Annotated in this window: 13 protein-coding genes; 4 read left to right on the forward strand and 9 right to left on the reverse strand. The window is 57.1% G+C overall.

All coding sequences use genetic code 11. The features are described 5' to 3' along the window. From D8U71_RS24360 to D8U71_RS24375, 4 genes are all read right to left on the reverse strand, one after another. Positions 1–1,948, reverse strand: a 1,948-nt coding sequence (locus D8U71_RS24360) for a neuraminidase-like domain-containing protein (RefSeq protein WP_241664253.1), incomplete at its 3' end; no start/stop codon positions are given. A 65-nt stretch (positions 1,949–2,013) separates the two neighbouring features. Further along, positions 2,014–5,661 (reverse strand): Tc toxin subunit A, encoded by a 3,648-nt coding sequence (locus tag D8U71_RS24365; protein ID WP_130888863.1) that lies wholly within the window; start codon positions 5,659–5,661, stop codon positions 2,014–2,016. A 143-nt stretch (positions 5,662–5,804) separates the two neighbouring features. Further along, positions 5,805–9,023, reverse strand: coding sequence for a hypothetical protein (locus D8U71_RS28685; RefSeq protein WP_241664254.1), 3,219 nt, complete (start codon positions 9,021–9,023; stop codon positions 5,805–5,807). Between the two features lie 200 nt (positions 9,024–9,223). Beyond that, entirely contained in the window at positions 9,224–12,415 is a 3,192-nt protein-coding gene (locus tag D8U71_RS24375) for a hypothetical protein (protein WP_130888864.1), read from the reverse strand. 453 nt (positions 12,416–12,868) lie between these two features. Between D8U71_RS24375 and D8U71_RS24380 the strand changes: the two genes are divergently transcribed. Then, positions 12,869–13,246, forward strand: a complete 378-nt coding sequence (locus tag D8U71_RS24380) for a DUF6124 family protein (protein ID WP_016773463.1) — start codon at positions 12,869–12,871, stop codon at positions 13,244–13,246. 92 nt (positions 13,247–13,338) lie between these two features. Here D8U71_RS24380 and D8U71_RS24385 read toward each other — a convergent pair whose 3' ends face one another. Next, entirely contained in the window at positions 13,339–13,698 is a 360-nt protein-coding gene (locus D8U71_RS24385) for a PilZ domain-containing protein (protein ID WP_125917092.1), read from the reverse strand. A gap of 231 nt (positions 13,699–13,929) precedes the next feature. Then, positions 13,930–14,316 carry a tetratricopeptide repeat protein gene (locus tag D8U71_RS24390; protein WP_130888865.1) on the reverse strand — a complete coding sequence of 129 codons (387 nt, stop codon included), beginning with the start codon at positions 14,314–14,316 and terminating at the stop codon, positions 13,930–13,932. Positions 14,317–14,488: 172 nt separating this feature from the next. Between D8U71_RS24390 and pyk the strand changes: the two genes are divergently transcribed. From pyk to D8U71_RS24405, 3 genes are all read left to right on the forward strand, one after another. Then, positions 14,489–15,940: a pyruvate kinase gene (gene pyk / locus D8U71_RS24395; RefSeq protein ID WP_024014116.1), complete on the forward strand. Its 1,452-nt coding sequence runs from the start codon at positions 14,489–14,491 to the stop codon at positions 15,938–15,940. A gap of 201 nt (positions 15,941–16,141) precedes the next feature. After that, positions 16,142–17,437 carry a hypothetical protein gene (locus D8U71_RS24400; RefSeq protein WP_130888866.1) on the forward strand — a complete coding sequence of 432 codons (1,296 nt, stop codon included), beginning with the start codon at positions 16,142–16,144 and terminating at the stop codon, positions 17,435–17,437. Between the two features lie 222 nt (positions 17,438–17,659). Next, a complete protein-coding gene (locus D8U71_RS24405) occupies positions 17,660–18,952 on the forward strand; it encodes a delta-60 repeat domain-containing protein (protein WP_130888867.1) in 1,293 nt (430 codons plus the stop codon). A 95-nt stretch (positions 18,953–19,047) separates the two neighbouring features. Here the strand turns inward: D8U71_RS24405 and D8U71_RS24410 are convergent, their stop codons facing one another. From D8U71_RS24410 to D8U71_RS24420, 3 genes are read right to left on the reverse strand one after another with little or no spacing between them, the layout of a single operon-like run. Beyond that, positions 19,048–19,797 (reverse strand): enoyl-CoA hydratase-related protein, encoded by a 750-nt coding sequence (locus D8U71_RS24410; protein ID WP_130888868.1) that lies wholly within the window; start codon positions 19,795–19,797, stop codon positions 19,048–19,050. A 28-nt stretch (positions 19,798–19,825) separates the two neighbouring features. Further along, a complete protein-coding gene (locus D8U71_RS24415) occupies positions 19,826–20,761 on the reverse strand; it encodes an iron-sulfur-binding ferredoxin reductase (protein WP_130888869.1) in 936 nt (311 codons plus the stop codon). Beyond that, positions 20,754–21,860: a GGDEF domain-containing protein gene (locus D8U71_RS24420; protein WP_016773456.1), complete on the reverse strand. Its 1,107-nt coding sequence runs from the start codon at positions 21,858–21,860 to the stop codon at positions 20,754–20,756. Before D8U71_RS24420 ends, D8U71_RS24415 begins: the two co-directional genes overlap by 8 nt. Between the last annotated feature and the right edge of the window lie 117 nt (positions 21,861–21,977).

Genomic DNA, 21,977 nt, shown 5'->3' on the forward strand with positions numbered 1-21,977 from the left:
GATTACTTCCCGCCCCCTCTATATCCAGAGGCCGGCAACGCCAGTACGCCGGTTTCGGGTTCATGATCGGGACCGGCGGATCTTTCCGATCCTGGGTTGCCTGTGGATCGAACACGTAATGCAGCCAGTCCTGCGCTTCCTGGAAGCGCTCTTCATCACGCAACCGGGTGGCAATCAAATGCGGCAGGTGAAAAAACAATTCCCAGAAATTCAGACCGTTGGCACCGTTGAAGGGACCATTGAGTTCAACAAATTCTGCGCCGGTCGGCGACGGTTCGAGAATGAACTGGTTGGACCAGTCCAGCACGGCGTCCACGGAAATATTCGAACGCCTTACCAGTTCCGAACCGAATAATGAATTGAGCCGAACGTATTTCAACGCCAGTCCAGCTTGATTGAATGACAGGAACTGTGCCGTGCCTGCACTGCTCCTGTGCAGAGTTGGCGGGACGAAGTCCATGAGATCGACAATCGTCAGGTCGAATTCTTTCTGTCCTGTAGGGGAACTGGGAGAGGCGAATAAGACCGTGACTGGCGTAGCCCATGTGCCTTTCGCCCGCCGGGAAGTCCACGCTTGAGTTGTCCAGCCACCGCTTGCATCCTGGAGTTCACTAATCGGCGGCGGATCGATATCAGACGATCCCGTCACTTGCAGCACCATATTCAACATAGCGCTTTCAAGTCCCGTGGGACTGCAGAAACCCTGCACCGTCAGCACATCGTTGTCATCGACGCGCGTTGCCATAACGTTCAGACCAAGATAGGGGGTCAGAGAACCATGGTTCGTTATGCGAGGGACAGCAGTAACCTGAATGTCGAGCGGGTGCTGAACCGTATCGCTGCTGACGAATCGCTCCTTGAGTGCCAGATCCAGCCACGCGCCACCGTCCAGGAGGGGGCGCATCAGCACGTCGTAAATCGCATGCACTGTCAGATCCGTTTCAGCAGAATCTTCCGGTGGAGAATCTGCGGGTGACTTCTCAGAGAACTTGCCACTTAACAGAATCCCCAACTTGCCCTTCGGATTAAGGTAATCAGCATGCACAGTCGCAATCAGTCGGGGGGGGCTCGCCAAAAGCTTGTCCTTGCACTCTGAACTGTGCACACACAACGGCGCCGACCACTGCCCGTTCTGTGTCATGAATGCCAGATTGATCACCAATTTGCTCGGGCTGAAAGCCTCCGCTGCGCTGCCGACGACCGCGTCACGCCATTCGGCCCAGACCACACATAACCGGCCATTCCAGAACACCGGGCGGATATCCAGCACCTGATTGGTGGTGGGGATTTCCACCGCTTGCCATTCACTCCAGGCCGCCGGGTTGACCGCCGCGCTGGCCGGGCTCAGTTCGATCTCGGCCTTGCGCCAAAAATACTGAAACGGCTGCACTCGCTGCCGCCCCAGAAAGTAGTAATCGGCTTTGGCCGGTGTCATGCCATCCATGAAACAGCTGATCACATCGAGATCGCAGATTTTTTCGAATGCCTGTAGATACTCCTGCAGCGCAGCCTGCACGGTATCGTTGTTCAAACGGGCCTGGTTAAGGTTGTTTTCCAGATTTCTGAACAGACTGGTTTTGCGCAGTCGCACTGATGGAATGATGAAATTTTCCGGATAGCATGGAATTTTTTGCATCGCCGCCCAATCGGAATAATTGCTGTAAAAAATCCATTCGTGCAGATGACGCTTGTCGAACTCATGATCTCCAAAGCCTGGCTCCAGCTTTCGATACACCGCATGAATGTACTGCTGCACACAGCTTGTCGCTTCGGCAACTCTGGAACTCTTCACCTGATAGGTGTCAAGCGGGTCGATGCGCAGCAATTCAAACAGATCGTCAGGCGTTTTCAGAAACGGGTATCGGGTATTGGCCACTTGACCAATGCAGTATTCGAGCAGGGCCGAGCGACGTTTTTCCAGCAGCCCGCCAATGTTACTCAGTGCCATGATCTCGCTCCTTGGAATATGGCCCGGGGACAAACGTTCGCCAGGCAGTACGCAACGTCCTGCCACTAGCTCCGGGCGAACGTGATGGCATTGGTGAATATTCTTTCGCTTTCCCCAGACTGAGTGCGAACACTGAACACGAATGTGCCGCCCGTCCTGCTTGAAACAAAAACCCGTGTAAGCCCCTGCTGATCAGTAAAACCCTGCGCCGGCCGAATAGTGACGGCATCCCTCTTCTCGGGCGCTTCGATTGTCCAGAACCACTCCACCAGCGAGTTCTGTCCGCGGTTTCCGTAGGCGTCTTCCAGCACCGCATAAAGTTCTACTTCATGGCCGTATTCCACTGTATCCAGAGGCGTAGGTGAAAGTTCCTCAAGCGGGAAAAACAGCGTAGCGAAATCGGCCGTGATCTCGATGGAAGGGGCATATTGCGGCTCGAACAAATCCAGCCAGAGCAATGGCGTGTCGTGACCCATGACATTGCCGGGAATAAACTCGGCCACAAGCGTCCCGTCGATCAGGGTGGTGTCGTCCTTAATGGTGCCCAAAGTGGCGCGCCAATGGACGGTGACGCCACTCAGCGGCTCCCCGTTGGCGTCTTTGAGGGTCACCTTGTAAGTGACTTTTTCGCCTGGCTTATTGGCCACAACGGTGCTGTTATCCACCACTTCGCACGTCATCGTGACCAGCCCTGTGACGTCGCCCGGTGCATGCACAATTGGCGCCTGCGCACTGGACTCGCCGAGCAAGGCATGTTCAGCGGCCTTGGCGTAGGAACTTTTGTCGACCGTCTCGGGCAGATTACCGATCAGAAAAATCGTTAACGCATCCATACCGGTCGCGGTGGACAGCGTCAGCACGCGCATCAACAAATCGAGCTGGCTGAGGTTCTTCAGAATCCCGTCGGCATCGATGCGGCTGACACATTCGCGCACTTCCTGCACGCTCCAGCCAAAAAAATTCGCCAGCTTGATGGCAGACGCCTGTTGCGCAAGCCTTTTCGCATCACCGCTGACTGCCGGCAATGCGTTGACCTGACGCAGGTAATCCAAAAGCTTCTGTGGCGATTGGCCGCTCGCGGCTGAGGCGAGGGCAAAAGCGCGAGTGAGCGTCGTCAGGTAATAAAGAGTGCGCACCGTCAACGTATGTTTGTCGGCCTGAACAAGCCAGTCCTTGTAGCCGCTATCCAGATATTCCTGCAACAGCGCGGCGCTTAACCCAAGTGTCGACACCACCTCACTGCGCCGGCGAATTTCAGCCAGCAGATCAAATGATGCGCTTGCGGCTCGGTCGCGTGTACGGCCGGACGCCTCGGCTTGCATATCGGTTCGCTCCAATACATGCAGGAGTAATTGATGCACCGTGACGCCTGCCCAATCCAGGACCAGCAACGCTTGATCCACACCCACGCCGGCGTATGCCGCCAGCGTCTCCCTTACCAGCGAAGTCTGAGCATCGCGCATCTGTAGAAAAGCACTGACCATGCTGGTGATGATGTTCTGCCGCAATGCTGGCTCGATCTCACCCAAGGCGCTATTGACCGCCCATGAGATTTTTTGAAGGACGAAGGCCGGATACGTCTCAGCGCCTTGCTCATAGGGCAGGATCAGACCATACAAATCGGTTATCGGCCCCAGGCTGTCGGCGGACGTCGCGAGGAATTCGATCCAGTCAGTAGCACCGGCGGTCGGTACGCCAGCCATGAGGAAAGTGCTATTGGACAGCTGTGCCGTCGGCAGCAAATTGCGAATCTGCTCGAAAAACTGCTCATCCTGTTCGGACAGTTCCTGTACCGGTGGCGCGTCGACCGCATGCTGCAACATCCACGACACCGGCAGATTGTTTTGCGCGCACCACTGCACGCAACTTTGCATAGCCTCGATCAGTTCCAGCGCATCCGGTAAACCGTCCGGAACATCGTGAATGACAGGGACACCGGCGAAGCGGTTGATCCACTCATCGCCGCCCAGCATCGACAGCATCAGTACACCTTCAACCGGTGTGATGTTCAACAGCCGGGGCAGCGACACCAAACGATAAAAACTTGAGATGATCGCTGCGTTGCGATTCAGTGTTTCGGTCAAGCCATAAGCCTTGGCCACTGTTTTCGCCAGAACGTAATAAGTCTGCGGATCAATCGCCAGGCCACTGCAGAGCTGGCTGATCGTCAGATCCACCATACCAGGCACAGGTGTTACCGCAAACGCACCGTTGTCGAGCTTGAAAGGTTCGCGATAGCCTGATTCGAAATTGAACAACTGATCGAACTGCGAAAGCGCTTCGCCGCGGCCATAAACCGACATCTCACCGATAAAAACCGCGAAGTCCGCGGCAGTGCATTGGTAGCGCTCGCGCAACTTTTGAAACAGGCCAAGTGCATGCACGACGCCATTGGTTATTTCCATTTTGTCTGAAGAGTCTTCAGGCCGATTGCCGAGCCCTGTCGCCCTGATGGCAGCTGCCAACACTACGTCTACCTGATCGAACGGCAATCCGGTCCAGCTCGCCAGGCGCACCATCCGATTCAGTCGGTCATAATGATTGAACCCGATGGACTCGTCGGGATTTGCCGTCAATCGATGCCGAAGCTCGCTTGCATTATCGATACGCACCGCCGGCGCAGTGTTGTCATTGATATAGATTGACCCCGAGCGCTCGCTTTCCGGATGCTCGGGCTTGTCATCTATATAGGTGACATTGCTCGAGCGCACCGGAGCAAAGTCGCCAATCGACAGCAGGGCTTCGATCTGCCGACTGTCGAGCTTGGTGCGCTCACCCAGGAACACCACCTGATTGAGGAACAGGTATTCGTCGAGCTTGCTGGTACCAAAGTTTTGCGCAAAGAAACTTTCGCGATCTTCGAAATCCGCCCGGGTTTCTGTCAGCAACAGGCGCTGATAAGGGCCAAGCCGCGAAGCATGGGCGAAACCCTTTGCAGTATTGGCACCCCGACCATTGGTTTGCAGAAAATACGGATAAGAGAGGTCGACCCGGTGCTCAAAGTCGCCCACCGACAGATCATGAACCTGCGCGATACCATCAATCGTGACCCAATGCTGGTAATAAGGCAGGCCGTTGGGGTAGCGAGCTGCGATCAGCGCGTCTTCGATCGAATCGACATCTGTATTCGCCGCAATGAATTTTTCCAGCACCTCGACGATGATGTCCACAGACGAGATCGACTGATAAACCGCATTGAAGTCGACGCTCAGTGCCAGCAAATCCGTGCGCCGGTTATGCAGCGCATATTTTTCTTCCTTGTTGATGCCCTCCAGACGGTCACGAACCCAGCGCAACAAGTCGATCAGATAGGCTACTGGCGACCAGATGGACTCCAGCGCATCTGGCGGGCACAGTGCAGCAAAATCGGTACCGATCAGAGCGTGATAATTGGGACCGTCCACGATCGATAGCAAACCGCTGGAGCTGCGCTTTGGCGCGTCCCTGTTCCCCCTCAGCGTCCTCTCGATAAACTGGCGCCGCTGAGACGTGGCTATGCTGTTGGCGCCGCGCCAGAATTGTTGCGCTTGCTCAAAGCTGAGTTGCGGGTGCTCCTGGAGCATGCCTTGAACACCCTTTTCAACCAGTGGATAAATTGATCCACCGTTTTCCAGGTAAGTCTCGAGGTTCTGCAGTCCGACGTCCTGTGCTCGTTGTTTCTCGCTGAACAACTGGTCGAACAGTTGCAGGGCGGGACGGCGCGAATCAACCATGATCAGATTCCTTTAGGCGACAACTGGCCCGCACAGCCCGACATCCTTCGTCGGGCTGCACATTCAGTAAGTACGATTTAGCGCTGCGAAAGCCGTTCAGTCCACTGTCATTTATGACAGGTTTTATAACCGTTCGTCGGAAGTCAGGCTTGAGGAATTGTTGTGAAAAGCCGCGCGGCTTCGACTTCAAAACGCGCACTGTCCGCCCAATCGGACATCGTCGCGTCATCCGCTGCGTCAGTCAGCGTCTGCCGGAATCGGTACCAGTTACCCGCCAGCGGCAGTGCCCGCGTCGCCTCCCCGCGCCACTGCTCATCGACCACAGGTGCCTGAGCCAGCCACTGCACATCCGGGTTGTACCAACTCACGACGGCGCCCACGCCCAGACGGCCCTTGCCGCTGAACTGCACTGGCTGAGTGACCCAGCGTCCCGCCGCCGGCTCGTCGAGGACAGGCACAAAAGTACCCAACATGACCGAGCGCAGGGTTTCAAACGATTCGAAACCGTCCCGGGATGCGACTGCCTCCAGCCGGTAAAGCCCCCCGACCAGCGAACTTGCATCGAGCATCGCTGACCAGGTGCGATTTTCCTGCACGATTCCACTTGCCGGCTCTGAGCGCGTGGCACCGACCAGCGTCACCGTAACCGTATCGCCCGGCACGCCAAAACCGCACACCACCACCTGCTGCCCGATGGCATCGTCCTCGATCGGGGTTTCAATGAAGGGGGCGGCCGGCACGACGTCAAAGTGCAGCGGCTCGCTGTCTTTCGACTCCTGCAGTGTGCCGCTTTCATCCATGAACCTTTGCCGAGCCCAGATTGTTTTGCTGCCCACCGGCAACGTCACTTCGGCTTGCCAAATGCCCTGCCAGTCGACACCGACATTACTGAGCAGAGGTTCGGTGAGCCCTAGCAGACAGACTTCGACAACCCCGCCCCTCATGCCGGTACCCTTGAGCAATGCAGTTCGTGGCAACTTGCCGTTTGGTATCGGCTGGAGAAATTCTGGCGGCAGCAACACCACCGTCAATTCATGCTCGTCACTGTACAGCGACGGTCGACCGTCCAGTGTCTGCTGTGCGTCGAAGGTGTAGAGCCTGAATTCCAGAAGGCTCAGGTCAATCGACCAGTCGCCGTCCTGGCTCAATACTTTCGGCTCTCCCAACGGACGGCCAAACCGTTTGTCACGCAGTTGCAAGGTAGCACCCACCATTCCCATCGTGCCCTCGACCGTTACGACACGGCCGACTTCCGAGCCGTCCGGCGGCTGAGTAATCACTGGCGTGACCATCGGCCTCCTGACAATAAAGGTTCTGGACGCCGGCTCCGAAGTTTGCTGCGCGGCGAGCTGGGTTACCGTGACGGTATGGGAAATATCCGGGGCAAATTCTTTGTCGCGCCTGAACTGCCACGTGCCAGCACTGACGATGCCCTTGTGCACAATGCCGGTTTCGTCGCTGTACTCAATGTTCACGGTTGCACCCGGCCAGCACGTACCGCTGAACCTGGGCGAAAGTCCGTCATCTTCAGGGTCGTTCAGGCCTGGGGCTTGCGGCGCGATGGTGACTTTCAGCACAAACCAGTTTGGCGACTGATGACCGTCGAGAAATTGCTTTATGTGTACCTCACGCTCGAACGACGGTCCCCAGACCGTTGAAGCCTTGGTAGACCATCGCCCGCCGTCGACCTCAGCTTCAGGCGCTTCGAGGTATCCGCTATTGGGCCTGTTTGGATGCACCATGGCTCCGTTGAAGCCTTTGCCGCTGAAGGTCGGTTGGTAGTCGTTGGTGAATTGCACGTCACTGACATCGGGGAGGATGTTTTTGACTTCGAAGGTCAGCGGGAGCGACTCGATCCAGCCGCTGGCGTTGTCAGCGATTTTTTGAATGACGGTAACGTTGTAGGTACCGACAGTCCATTCCTGCGCTGCGGTGCTCCATGTGCCACTCGGCATCACTTCGGCATTTGCGGGCGTGGGAACTTGCACCGCCCCCCCCCTGACGGTGAACTGGATTTCAGATTTGCGTTTGGAATCGTAATAACCCTTGCCGGAGAAAGTTACTGTAGTTCCAGCGAAGGTGACGGTGGGCTGTTGCAGGGTGGGCGGGCGAATCCTGAAGGCCTGTGGTGCACTGCGTCCGGATGACACGCCATCCAGATCCTGTTCGACAACAAGGCTGATCGCCCCTGGCGGCACTTTGATCATCCCCTCCCACGGCCCGTCTACATCGCTAACGACTTCCCAGCCAGGAACGGAATCATTCGTCAGATCGAAAAATGCTCTCAATCGCGCGCCAGCCAGGCCGTTGGTTCCTTTCAGGAGGAAGTCTGGATCATGGATTGCCAACTCAGGTGGTTCGGATATTGACGGCACACCCATGACTCTGAAAGTCGCGGCCTCGGTATAAAAATGACTGATATTCGGTGATTTGAGTTCAGCGGTAACCGAGAACGTCCCACTTACTGGGACCTTTGTTGCCTTAGCCTCCCAACTCGTACCGGCATCTCCGACAGTAATAACGTCGCTCCAGTTCTCATAGTGATTTGAGTGCCCAACTACTCTGATATCAGTACCCGACGCAGCAATACCTCTGAAACCAACCACATCCTTTGCCAACATCAAAGCATTAGCTGCCGGGAAAGTAATTCGAGCGCGGTAGACTGTTATATAACCCGTCCGCTCGGAAACCTTACCACCGTACATTTGATATGCTTGAAACGTTAAAGAATTTTTGTTTTCTGCCACGGTGACTGGCACTGACCAAGGATCGTAGAAAGCCTCTTCTGCCCCAATCGTACCGCGCCCATCGTCCAGGACAACAATATAACGGTATATTGCCCCCGTACCCTTGACAGCGAAAGTTGAAGATGTGAAGTTTCGGATTGCACTGATGGTTGGAATGGGCATCCGATAATTGGCGATCTTATAGGTTTTCAGAACCGGATCACTTGCGTTATCTACATCATAAATATAATCGAACCCCACTGTTACGTTTCTCTGATTGGCGATAATCATTTCTCGATAGGGTTCATCAAGATCGATCCACTCACCGGTCTGGCGAGCACTGCCCGTCAGTTCTCTTACATTACCTTCACCGCTAACCAACGAAAGATAGAATTTTACATTCCCTTCATAACGTCGATTCTCTTTTGCTCTGTACGCTGACACGATGCAAGTAAATGTCGAACCATCGTAGGAGTAGGCATAGCTCACTCGAAGCTGCGCCCACCTACCGTCTTCTTCCGCGTGCAGCTCATGGGTTACAAATGCCACATCCGTTCCGATCTCCTCAGCGCAGACTACCTCTTGTTTCGGGGGCAAGCTGTCGGAAGGATCTTTAATACCATCATCTTGTTCCATGGCCGGATCTCAGAAAGGGCAAGCTGGCTGATAGATAAAACAGGTCACATTCATTGAATACCGATGCGTCGCATCGCTACACCTGTAAAACCTGACAGTCCCGACCAACGGTAACTATTCCACGCCTTAATATGCTTGCGTCCTTCAGCCATTAAACGCGACTGCATCAGCTTGCGTTGTTGCCACACATCACTCAGAGTTCACCAACTTGTACATATGAAACGCCGCCCGGCTTGGCTGATCAGGCGCGCGGCTTCGACTTCAAAACGCGCACTGTCCGCCCAATCGGACATCGTCGCGTCATCCGCTGCGTCAGTCAGCGTCTGCCGGAATCGGTACCAGTTACCCGCCAGCGGCAGTGCCCGCGTCGCCTCCCCGCGCCACTGCTCATCGACCACAGGTGCCTGAGCCAGCCACTGCACATCCGGGTTGTACCAACTCACGACGGCGCCCACGCCCAGACGGCCCTTGCCGCTGAACTGCACTGGCTGAGTGACCCAGCGTCCCGCCGCCGGCTCGTCGAGGACAGGCACAAAAGTACCCAACATGACCGAGCGCAGGGTTTCAAACGATTCGAAACCGTCCCGGGATGCGACTGCCTCCAGCCGGTAAAGCCCCCCGACCAGCGAACTTGCATCGAGCATCGCTGACCAGGTGCGATTTTCCTGCACGATTCCACTTGCCGGCTCTGAGCGCGTGGCACCGACCAGCGTCACCGTAACCGTATCGCCCGGCACGCCAAAACCGCACACCACCACCTGCTGCCCGATGGCATCGTCCTCGATCGGGGTTTCAATGAAGGGGGCGGCCGGCACGACGTCAAAGTGCAGCGGCTCGCTGTCTTTCGACTCCTGCAGTGTGCCGCTTTCATCCATGAACCTTTGCCGAGCCCAGATTGTTTTGCTGCCCACCGGCAACGTCACTTCGGCTTGCCAAATGCCCTGCCAGTCGACACCGACATTACTGAGCAGAGGTTCGGTGAGCCCTAGCAGACAGACTTCGACAACCCCGCCCCTCATGCCGGTACCCTTGAGCAATGCAGTTCGTGGCAACTTGCCGTTTGGTATCGGCTGGAGAAATTCTGGCGGCAGCAACACCACCGTCAATTCATGCTCGTCACTGTACAGCGACGGTCGACCGTCCAGTGTCTGCTGTGCGTCGAAGGTGTAGAGCCTGAATTCCAGAAGGCTCAGGTCAATCGACCAGTCGCCGTCCTGGCTCAATACTTTCGGCTCTCCCAACGGACGGCCAAACCGTTTGTCACGCAGTTGCAAGGTAGCACCCACCATTCCCATCGTGCCCTCGACCGTTACGACACGGCCGACTTCCGAGCCGTCCGGCGGCTGAGTAATCACTGGCGTGACCATCGGCCTCCTGACAATAAAGGTTCTGGACGCCGGCTCCGAAGTTTGCTGCGCGGCGAGCTGGGTTACCGTGACGGTATGGGAAATATCCGGGGCAAATTCTTTGTCGCGCCTGAACTGCCACGTGCCAGCACTGACGATGCCCTTGTGCACAATGCCGGTTTCGTCGCTGTACTCAATGTTCACGGTTGCACCCGGCCAGCACGTACCGCTGAACCTGGGCGAAAGTCCGTCATCTTCAGGGTCGTTCAGGCCTGGGGCTTGCGGCGCGATGGTGACTTTCAGCACAAACCAGTTTGGCGACTGATGACCGTCGAGAAATTGCTTTATGTGTACCTCACGCTCGAACGACGGTCCCCAGACCGTTGAAGCCTTGGTAGACCATCGCCCGCCGTCGACCTCAGCTTCAGGCGCTTCGAGGTATCCGCTATTGGGCCTGTTTGGATGCACCATGGCTCCGTTGAAGCCTTTGCCGCTGAAGGTCGGTTGGTAGTCGTTGGTGAATTGCACGTCACTGACATCGGGGAGGATGTTTTTGACCTCAAAGGTCAGCGGCAGCGAGTCGATCCAGCCGCCGGCGTTGTCTCTGATCTTCTGGACGGCGTTGATCTCATAGGTGCCAAGTTTCCAGCCCGTTACGGCGGTGCTCCAAGTGCCGTTGCGCTGTACTTGTGCGTTGGGAGGCGCGACCGGCATTGGGCCGGCTGGACTTTCGAGGATAGTGAACTCGATTTCGGTTCTGAGCTTCTCGTCGAAATGTCCGGTGCCGGAAAATGTGATCGTTTCATTGGCTTGCGTGTATGTGACCGTGGGCTTGCCCGTGCGTACCCGTATGCCGAAGGGTTGGCTGGTCAGCGATGTCACTCTCAAATAGGTATGCGTGCCGACAATTGAATGCGGACCAGGTGTCAGCGTGAAAGATGCAGACCATGCGCCTGTGGCGGCATCGGTTGGGGTGCTGATTTGAGCTTGGGTGTTTTCCGAACGCACGGCAACAGCACTGGAGATCCCGGCGACGACAGTGCCTGTGAACGTCGATGTCATGTCCACCGTCTGCGTCAATCCAGGAGACGTTATTCGGGGGGGGTCAATGACATAAAAATTTCGTTGGACTGACGGCACAGATGTTGCGCCATCGTATCTTTGACTGGCGACTAGAGAATAATTTTCGCCGAACGCAAACGTATAAGTGCTGGTACCACCCCATGACCCATCAATTTCGATCTTTGCGTCGGCCAATACTTTGATCGATGTGCCTTTGATGTAAACATCCACTCTCGTCATCGCTTGGTGCAGACCGCCTGTACCCGCAAATTGCGGCGTTTGTGTATTTATAACCTGCGGCAACGGCGTGAGCGTTACAGGCTTGAGTACGGTCAGTGACGCTTTCCCCGCGTAGCGCCCCTGCGTACTTCCATACTCCTCACGGATGATGAAATCCTGTAAACCCTGGGGGACATTATCAAGGAGGGTGACAGTCCAATTTCCGTAGCCATTGGTAATGGTCGTTGTGCTCAGTACAGAGCCTGAATTGGGACGCACAAGCGTGATTTTGCTGCCTTTACCGGCGAGGCCTGGAACCGTTGTAGTCACAGTACGATTGCTAGCAATGCGAGCAGCCTTTCTGACCAGCAAAGTCCGCGGTGTCCACCTTGACCATTGATCAACGTAATGCCATCTTCCATCAACTCTGACTTGCAGGTCACTCTCGGGAAGGTCTTCGACTCGAATACTGTGCCAGACGCCCCCCAACCATGCACTTTCAGTGATACGCCGGTAGTAATTATCGGCTCCGTGAAAATCCAGATGAACTTTGTGATAGCGGCCATCGTTTACCGGTATACGAAACTTGAAGTCCATCGTGGTATCTACTAACAGTGACCCGGAGCCGGCCTCATACTCCAAATCCGCGACCAAGATTCCAGGCTCTTCGGAAATCGGATCATCGGATTTTTGGGAAGGGCGATGGTCCTCAGGAAACGGGCGATCTTCTGGAGAATTGGAGCCTGGGTTCTCATGGTCGGACATGATTGAGCTTCCTTATACCGTCGGTATCTGGGTGCCTCATTGAAGAACCGTAAGCACGAAATGACACCTGTAAAACCTGACAGTCCCGACCAGCGGTAACTATTCCCACGCTGCAACATGCAGACGTCCTTCAGCCATTAGCACGCGGCTACATCAGCTTGCGCCGTTGCCTACACATCACTCAGAATCCGCCGGCTTGTGCGCTTTGAAGCTGCCCCGTAACGTGATCCGTGCCGCTGCCAATCAGTGGTCGGGTTTAGTCGCCCGGGTCGTGCATTGCGCATAAGCGTCATCAAGTCGGGTAATCCCTATCCCCGCACTCGATGGTGGCTGTTCGCAGGGCGCCTCAGGGCGCGCCGGTTTGTGCACTCCCGGTCGACTAACCTGCTTACAGCCGCCACCCTTTCGTTTAGTCGCGAAGAGGTGGATGCCCCAACTATGAGTGTGCAGACAATGATCAAACCAACACCCAATCCCCCTGAAAGCGAAGACTCGACCTCTCCCTACGCTTCCGCCGATTCCACCAGACTCCACCAGGCCGCTGAAAAAGCCCTCGATCACTACCTGAAAAAACCCGGCGCTGCGCCGTCGTGCAATTCCGTCGATCGCGGCATGCAGATGTTCATGGTCGCGCCCGACATCAACCCCGAAGCGATGGCCATTCAAACCTACGAAACCTTTTCTTCGGTCAGCATTCTGCTGCTCGACCTGGCGGACAGCCTCGAGGACAAGCCGCGACATCTGGCGATGGCGATCTATCAGTTGAGCGAGATGGGGTTATTGCTGGCGGAGAAGGCGCTGGATCAGGAGCGGGCGATCGCGGTGGCGTGACGTCAAGATCAAAAGATCGCAGCCTGCGGCAGCTCCTACATCTGGAATGCGTTCCACTGTAGGAGCTGCCGAAGGCTGCGATCTTTTGCTGTTCAGGCAGAAGCCGGCAACGGCTGAAAACTGAAGTACTGCTTCAGCGCCAGCACCAGCTCGCCGAACTCCGCCGGCGCACGCCGCAGGATGAAACCAGCGTCGTAATGCAGCGGTGTGGCGTCTTCATGGCACCACACGCAGCAGGCGCTGAAATCGATGACTTGCTGGCTGCCATCGCGGGCGGGGACTTTGAGGCGTAACTGGAAATCTGCGCCGATCATCATCGGCAACTGGCTGATCAGCATCAGCCCGTCCGCAGACACGTTGCCGAGAAAGCCCACGGGTTTGTCGGTGATGCTATTGAACACTCTGAGGTAATACGGCAACTGGTGCCGTTCGATCCGGCGGTCGGTAAACATGATGTGCTGTACGCCATGCAGGGCTCCGCCAGGGAGCCGCACCTGTGCTTCGGAACGAGCCTGTAGGCAGGCCCGCTCTCCCCGCTTCCGGTGTGACGGTCGCGACAATCGCCGTCACTTTTACCACTGCCAGTCGCAGGTGTTGCGCCGCCATCGAGACAAGCCTCGCAAGCGGTTTCCTTGACTATAGCGGAGCTTGTACAGACGGCCAGATTTTGTACGACAGTACCGTCAGAAGCGTGTCGGCCGCACCACCGCAGCGGCGCTGCGTGTCGAGTAATGGCCCAGGCTCTGCAAGGTTTCCAGACGCGCGCGGGCGCGGTAGGCGTATTCGCTGTTGGGGTACGAAGCGATGATGAACTGGTAGGTCTGCACCGCGTCGATGTACAGCTTCTGCCGTTCCAGGCACTGGCCGCGCATCATCGACACTTCCGGCCACACGTACGGGCGGGCGCGGCTCGCACGTTCGACCTTGGACAGTTCAAGCATGACCTGCTCGCAATTGCCACGTTCATAGGCGCTGTAGGCGTTGTTCAAATGATGGTTCATCGACCAACGGGTGCAGCCCGTCGCGGCGAGGACGCTGAGGGCAAGGGCGGCAATGGGCAACAATCGCATGGGGGTTCTCCTGTCTTGTGCTCTGTATCGACCCCTGGTCGAAAATCTTCAGGCGCGTTTGTCCCGAAGTTGCCACGTTCAATAAAGAAAACGATAAGTAGTGCATTCGAACAATGACTACACCCTTCGAGCATAGTAGCCTCTGCCTGCGCTTGAACTCAGGAGTCTTTGCATGTCCGTCCGTCGTACCAAAATCGTCGCTACCCTTGGCCCGGCCAGTAACTCGCCGGAAGTTCTCGAACAGCTGATTCTGGCTGGTCTGGACGTTGCCCGTCTGAACTTCTCCCACGGCACCCCCGACGAGCACAAGGCTCGCGCGAAACTGGTGCGTGACCTCGCTGCCAAGCACGGCCGCTTCGTCGCCCTGCTCGGCGACCTGCAAGGCCCGAAAATCCGTATCGCCAAATTCGCCAACAAGAAGATCGAGCTGAAGATCGGTGACAAGTTCACCTTCTCCACCAGCCATCCGTTGACCGAAGGCAACCAGCAAGTGGTCGGCATCGACTACCCGGATCTGGTCAAGGACTGCGGCGTGGGCGACGAGCTGCTGCTCGACGACGGCCGCGTGGTGATGCGTGTTGAAACCGCCACTGCCACCGAGCTGCATTGCGTGGTGACCATCGGCGGCCCGCTGTCCGACCACAAAGGCATCAACCGTCGCGGTGGTGGTCTGACCGCGCCGGCCCTGACTGAAAAAGACAAGGCCGACATCAAGCTCGCCGCCGAAATGGAAGTCGACTACCTCGCGGTGTCCTTCCCGCGTGACGCCGCCGACATGGAATACGCCCGTCAACTGCGTGACGAGGCCGGCGGCACTGCTTGGCTGGTGGCGAAGATCGAACGCGCCGAAGCCGTGGCCGACGACGAAACCCTCGATGGCCTGATCAAGGCTTCCGACGCAGTGATGGTTGCCCGTGGCGACCTCGGTGTGGAAATCGGCGATGCCGAGCTGGTGGGCATTCAGAAGAAAATCATTCTGCACGCACGCCGCCACAACAAAGCGGTGATCGTCGCGACGCAGATGATGGAGTCGATGATCCAGAACCCGATGCCGACCCGCGCTGAAGTGTCCGACGTGGCCAACGCCGTGCTCGACTATACCGACGCTGTGATGCTCTCGGCAGAATCCGCCGCTGGTCTCTACCCGCTGGAAGCCGTGCAGGCGATGGCGCGCATCTGCGTCGGCGCCGAGAAGCACCCGACCGGCAAGACTTCCAGCCACCGCATCGGCAAGGAATTCAGCCGCTGCGACGAAAGCATCGCGCTGGCGACCATGTACACCGCCAACCACTTCCCGGGCGTCAAAGCGATCATTGCGTTGACTGAAAGCGGCTTCACCCCGCTGATCATGTCGCGGATCCGCTCCTCGGTGCCGATCTACGCGTTCACCCCGCACCGCGAAGCCCAGGCCCGCGCGGCGATGTTCCGTGGCGTCTACACCATCCCGTTCGACCCGGCCTCGCTGGAGCCGCACGAAGTCAGCCAGAAAGCCATCGACGAACTGACCAAGCGCGGCGTTGTGGAAAAAGGCGACTGGGTCATCCTGACCAAGGGCGACAGCTACCACACCACTGGCGGCACCAACGGCATGAAGATCCTGCATGTCGGTGATCCGCAGGTCTGAGTGACCGGCCGCTGAAACGCAAAAGCCCCGCCATGTGAATGGCGGGGCTTTTTGTTGTCTGCATGTCGCTGAAAACCAGTTTTCACAGAACGTCAACTGTCAGTTCTGTCAGTTGTTGCAAGAGCCATTCTTGACTAGCGTGCTACTTCACCACCCAATCACTCAAGACTGGGCACGAGTCGTGATCAAGGAGGATTGAAGATGGACGTTGCGGCAAACATCTCGCCAGGTAAATTCGACCCAACGTTTGGCAATCAGGGCGTTGCCACTCCGAAAAAACCTCCCGATTTTTCAGGAAACCTTGTCCTGCGGGGGGTGATGGTCGACAAATCAGGGCGCACCTATATCGCGGGAAGCGTAGGCCAATCGAACGGTGATGCCTACTACTTGATCAGACTGGATAGCAATGGCGTACACGACACTCAATTTGGCCAGAGTGGCTACGTAACCGGTCAATTTGAGGACGGAGAAGGATCGCATTCCTTCGCTAACGAAATAGTGGAACAGGCCGACGGCAAACTGCTGCTCATCGGCAGTTTCTTTCAGGCTAACCTCAAGCGTGCCATAGGCGTCGTGCGTCTCGACGTCGCTGGCAACCTTGATCCGGCATTCAACAAAACCGGCAAAGTCGCTGTTTACCTCACGGACGACGACACGGCACATCAGAAGCACCAGCAACTACCCAACGCAGCGAACTCAAAAACCGGTAGCCAGCGGTCGACCGTTCTGCCTGACGGCAAGATCGTATTGCATACCACCGTAGATCGGGATGGAAACAAAGTGGCGACAGCCGTCATTCGGCTCTTGCCTGACGGCACACGGGATGTTGAATTTAACGAGGGAGAAATCGCCTATGTTCTCCACCCGAATTTCACTCACACGGAGCTATACGATCTATTGGCAAAACAGGATGGGACCTACGTGCTCGCGGGCTGTGTACGTGGCAATGATCCTTACCGGGCAGTACTCAACCGCTTGACTGCTACCGGGAAAATTGATGACTCGTTCGCCGTTGATGGCTTTGAAGTGATGGATCCGATAGAGAACTCGCTGAGCGTCAATGTCTTGAAAGTTATCGGGCAGACGAATAAGCGGCTGTTATCCGTTGGGTATACCGAGCCTGCACACCATGGCGTATTGATCAGCCGGGAATCCGACGGTAAACCCAACATCCAGTTCAACGCAGGCAAACCACTTCTGAGCAGACTGCAAGGCATTGACACCTTATGGCTTGACGCGTCCATCCAGAGCAGCGGACACATACTTGTTGCCGGGCTGAGTCAAGTGTCCTCTGGTTTTAACCATGTTATTGCCAGATTCACCGATGACGGCAAATTGGACACGGATTTTGCGGATGGCAAAGGCTGGCGAGTGTTCGACCTGGAGAGGGGGATCTGGACCGGGGTTGCAATCGGTGAAGGTAAAATGACGTTCCTCGGCCAAAGGCAAGTCGACGGGCAACGGGTTCAATGCGTCGGCCGTGGATTGATCGAGTGACCTGGCGACGAGTTTACCGGCTGCCCCTGATTGAGAGTTTTATGGTCTGGTCAACCCCTTTCGCGAGCAGGCTCGCTCCCAACTTTGAAATGCGTTCCCCCGTGGGAGCGAGCCTGCTCGCGAAGGCGTCTTGACCGTCACCGAAAAAACCTGCTCAACGCCGCCACCGCCTCCGGCGAACAATGGCGCTCTCATCCAAAAACATCGATCACGGACCATACAATGAACATACAAACATCAAACAGCGCAGGGACCCTGGATTTTGATTTTGGCGCAAATGGGGTCGCGATGATTACCGTGCCGCCATACCCGTCAGCAAGCATCCACGGAGTGGAGATCGGCCCGGATAAAAAAATTTACTTCGTAGCAGCTCAACCTGTGGCATTCCCGACCCAATACATACTCGGCCGGCTATTGAGTGACGGTAAAGTGGACACCGATTTTGGTAAGTCCGGGTTTGTCATAGGTAATTTTCCGGGTTTTGCACTAAGCACGAATGGGGTGCAGTCCTTAACCATCCAGCCTGACGGAAAAATAATTGTGCATTGTATTGTTAAAGGTTCTGCAGGCCAGAACGCCGCGGCTTTTTGCCGCTACGACGCTCAAGGTCAGCCGGATACGGATTTCGGTACAAACGGCCAAACCGTACTGGATATAATTTTATCGCCACCGGCCGTAGCCCCCTCTACAGTCAAGCCTCAATCCTTCGAGGGGAACGCCGCCACACCGCTCAGTGTAGAAGTTTTGCCCAACGGCAAACTACTTGCGTCCCATTATTACAGTTTCGACTGGCAGCAGAGCCATGGCCTGATTATTCGACTCAACGAAAACGGAACGCTGGATACGGATTTCAATCAGATTGGCTACATCGCGGTAATTCATCCCCGATATTTGCTTGGTAACACCGTTCTGCTCAATCTAATGGTACAGGCTGATGGCAAATATCTTGGATGCGGCAATGTCGGGGAACTTTCAGATCCATTCAGTTCGGCCATGTTTGTGCGTTACGACACCTCGGGTAAGCTCGATAGGACATTTGGTGAGGGTGGTTTCGTTACTATCGCCAGCGATGCGCATTCACTTCTGATTCGCAGCATGGTATTGCAACCCAACCAGCACATTCTGGGTGTAGGTTATACAACAGGCGAACCCGCCGTACTGATCAGCATCAAGGCCAATGGTGAGCCGGACGGTGAATTCAATGGCGGCAAGCCCCTCTTTACCAAACTTGAGGAAAGCGCTTTCACCACTTGGCTAGTCGGACGTATTCAAGCGGACGGAAAAGCTGTAGTTGCCGGGGGAGTCAGAAGTGACAATGAAGGATATATTGTCATCGCGCGATTTATCGATGAGCAATTCGACCCATCGTTCAATTATCCGCACGGCTGGGTTCGCACTGAGTTGGGAAGCGGTTTGCACGTAGCAACTGGTTTGACATTACAGGAAGACGGCAAGATTTTGATTTGTGCTCGCCTGCCTGACGGAAAAATCGGACTGTTGCGCTACCACGCCTGATAGGTGGGAGTCCCGCTGTATAAACGGCGGGACGCTTTGTCAGGTGATCCAGAAGGTGGGGTGACTTATCGAAAGCGATTGGCCCAACGACGCTCTCAATGCCGTTGGACAAATCCGATCAGCGCCGCCACCGCCTCCGGCGAACGCAGGCGCTGGGTGAACAACGCACCCTCCTCCTCGATCACCTTGCGTAGCAGATCCCGATCCGGCGCTCGCATCAATTGCTTGCTGATGCGCACCGCTTCGGCCGGCAATTCATCAAACCGCAGCGCCACTTCTCGCGCCTTGCTCAACGCCGCTTCACCGCTGTCCAGCGCTTCGGTGGCGATCCCCCACTGCGCAGCCTGTTCGCCGTTAAAGCCTTCCCCAAGCAGCAATAACTCAGCCGCTTTCGCCTGCCCGAGCAAACGCGGCAGGATCAGGCTGGAACCGAATTCGGGACACAATCCGAGATTGACGAACGGCATGCGCAGCCTGGCGTCGCGGCTGACATAGACCAGATCGCAGTGCAGCAACATCGTCGTGCCGATGCCTACCGCTGCACCAGCGACGGCGGCGATCACTGGTTTGCGGCATTCGAGCAGGTTAAGCATGAAGTGGAACACCGGGCTGTCGAGGTCGCTCGGCGGTTGCTCGATAAAGTCGGCGATGTCGTTGCCGGCGGTGAAGCACTCGGCACTGCCAGTGATCAGCACGGCGTTGATTGCCGGGTCACCGTCGGCCTGTTTCAGTGCTTCGGCGAGGCGGCTGTACATGGCGCGGGTCAGGGCGTTTTTCTTGCCCGGGCGGTTGAGGCGCAGGGTCAGCAAACCGCGTTCGCGTTCCAGCAGGATGGCTTCGGTCATGGCGTGTCTCGCGTCTGAAAATCAGCGTTCAACCACGGCTCACAAACACGTCGGCCAGCAGTTGATTGCGCGGCAATCCGGCCAGGTACAGACGCTTGGCGAAGGCGTCGACACTGGCCGTCGAGCCGCAGACTAAGGCCAGGGTCTGCCGGGAAACAAGGCGCAGTTGCGCCAAAGCGGCGGCCGACTCGGCCGCGGTCCACAGCTCGACACTGAGGTTTTCCCGCTGCGCAGCCAGTGCGGCAAGGGGTTTGGCCAGATAGTGCTCACGTTCGTCATGGGCCAGGTGAATGACGCGGATGGCGCCTTGGTGATCCTGACGCAAGGCTTCGCGCAGCACACCGAACAACGGACCTAAACCGCTACCGGCGGCCAGCAGCCACAGCGGGCGCGCATGCCAGTCCGGGTCATAGTGCAAAGCACCACCGCGCAGCTCGCCGAGGCGGATCGAGTCGCCGATCTGCAGCTTGCGGGCGGCATCGACGAATTCGCCGGGCTGGCGGCAATCGAGGTGAAACTCCAGAAAGCGGTCTTCTTGCGGCAGGCTCGCCAGCGAGTACGGGCGGGCGATGTGGCCGATCCACAGCACCAGATGCTGGCCGGCGCTGTAGCGCAATGGCCGCTGCGTTGTCAGGCGCAGGCGCAGAACGCTGTCGCTGAGCCAGTCCAGCGCTTCGACCAAGGCCGGCAGACCGTCAGTAATCGGGTCGAAGGTATGCACCTGCAAGTCTTCGACCACTTGGCATTGGCAGGCCAGGCGCCAACCGTCCTGACGTTGCTCGGCACTCAAGGCATCCGGGCGGTTGTCGCTGGGCACACCTCGGATGCATTGCACCAGACAGGCATGGCAACTGCCGGCGCGACAGCTGTAGGGCACGGCAACGCCGTTCTGATTGAGACTGTCGAGCAGATTGCTGCCCGGCTCAACCGTCCACTGCCGATCACCGACACGCAATTCAGGCATCGACGTTCTCCCACGCGGCGGCACAGCGATTGCGCCCGTCACGCTTGGCCCGGTACAGCGCCTGATCGGCACGCTGCAACGCCTCATCCAGATCATCGCCCACGGACAGCAGGGTCATGCCCGCCGACAGGCTCAGGTTGCGCACTTGCAGGCCCATCAATTCCACCTCGCTGAAGGCGATGCGCAAACGCTCGCAACACGCGGTCAGGCGTTCGGCATCGCAGTCGGGCACCAGCACCACGAATTCTTCGCCACCATAACGCGCCAGCACGTCACCGTCGCGCAGGCAGGCTTGCGCCACACCGGCAAACGCCTGCAATACCTGATCGCCGGCGGCGTGGCCGTGCAGATCGTTGATGCGTTTGAAGTGGTCCAGATCGATCAGCGCCAGCCCGTGCATTACGTCGCCGTCCAACGCGTTGAGCTCGCGCGAGGCGATGCGCAGGAAATGCCGGCGATTGAACAGCCCGGTCAGTTCGTCGGTGGCCACCAGGTCTTCAAGCTGGCGCATCATCCCGCGCAGGGTGTCCTGATGCGCCTGCAAGGCAAACCGGCGCTGACGCTGACGTTGCCGCGAGACCTGGACAAAACGTGCGTAAAGCACCAGCCACGCCAAAACCATTGCCAGAATGCACACTTGCAACGCCGCGAGCGCAGGCTCGGCCAAGCGGAAGTGGTAAGCGTCCCACAGGGTAATCGCGGAGAAACTGAAGAACACCAGCAGCGCGCAGCGGATGAACACCCGTCGGGTGAGATGGAACAGGCCGAACAGCAGGATCAGCACATAGAACACCAGAAACGCGCCGCGTGCCTCGTCGACATGGGCGATCAGCCACGTCTGCCAGCCCAGCCCCATCAGCACTTGCGCTTCGGTCAGGCTGGGGTCGGCGAAGCGCTGGTTGCGCCCGCTCCAGAACATGGCAAAAAGGCTCGCCTGACTGATGACCACCAGAGCGCTGCCGATGGCCACACCACTGAGCGATTGCTGATAATGCCCGGTGAAAAACGCCAGCCACAGCAGCAGCAAAGCCAATCCGTAGGTGGCCGCAGCGAGGGCGAAGCGTTTGAGCAAAAGGCGTTGAATGGCGTTATGGGTCAATCGTTGACTCACCGTGCGATAGGAGGCTGACCGAGTGTCCTACTCTACAGACCGGATGCCACTTTAGAGGGCCGGTCGCTAAATGACCACCGATTTTCGGGCTCGAAAATTGACGTC

The organism is Pseudomonas sp. Sample_21 (genome assembly GCF_004307525.1).
GTDB lineage: Bacteria > Pseudomonadota > Gammaproteobacteria > Pseudomonadales > Pseudomonadaceae > Aquipseudomonas > Aquipseudomonas atacamensis.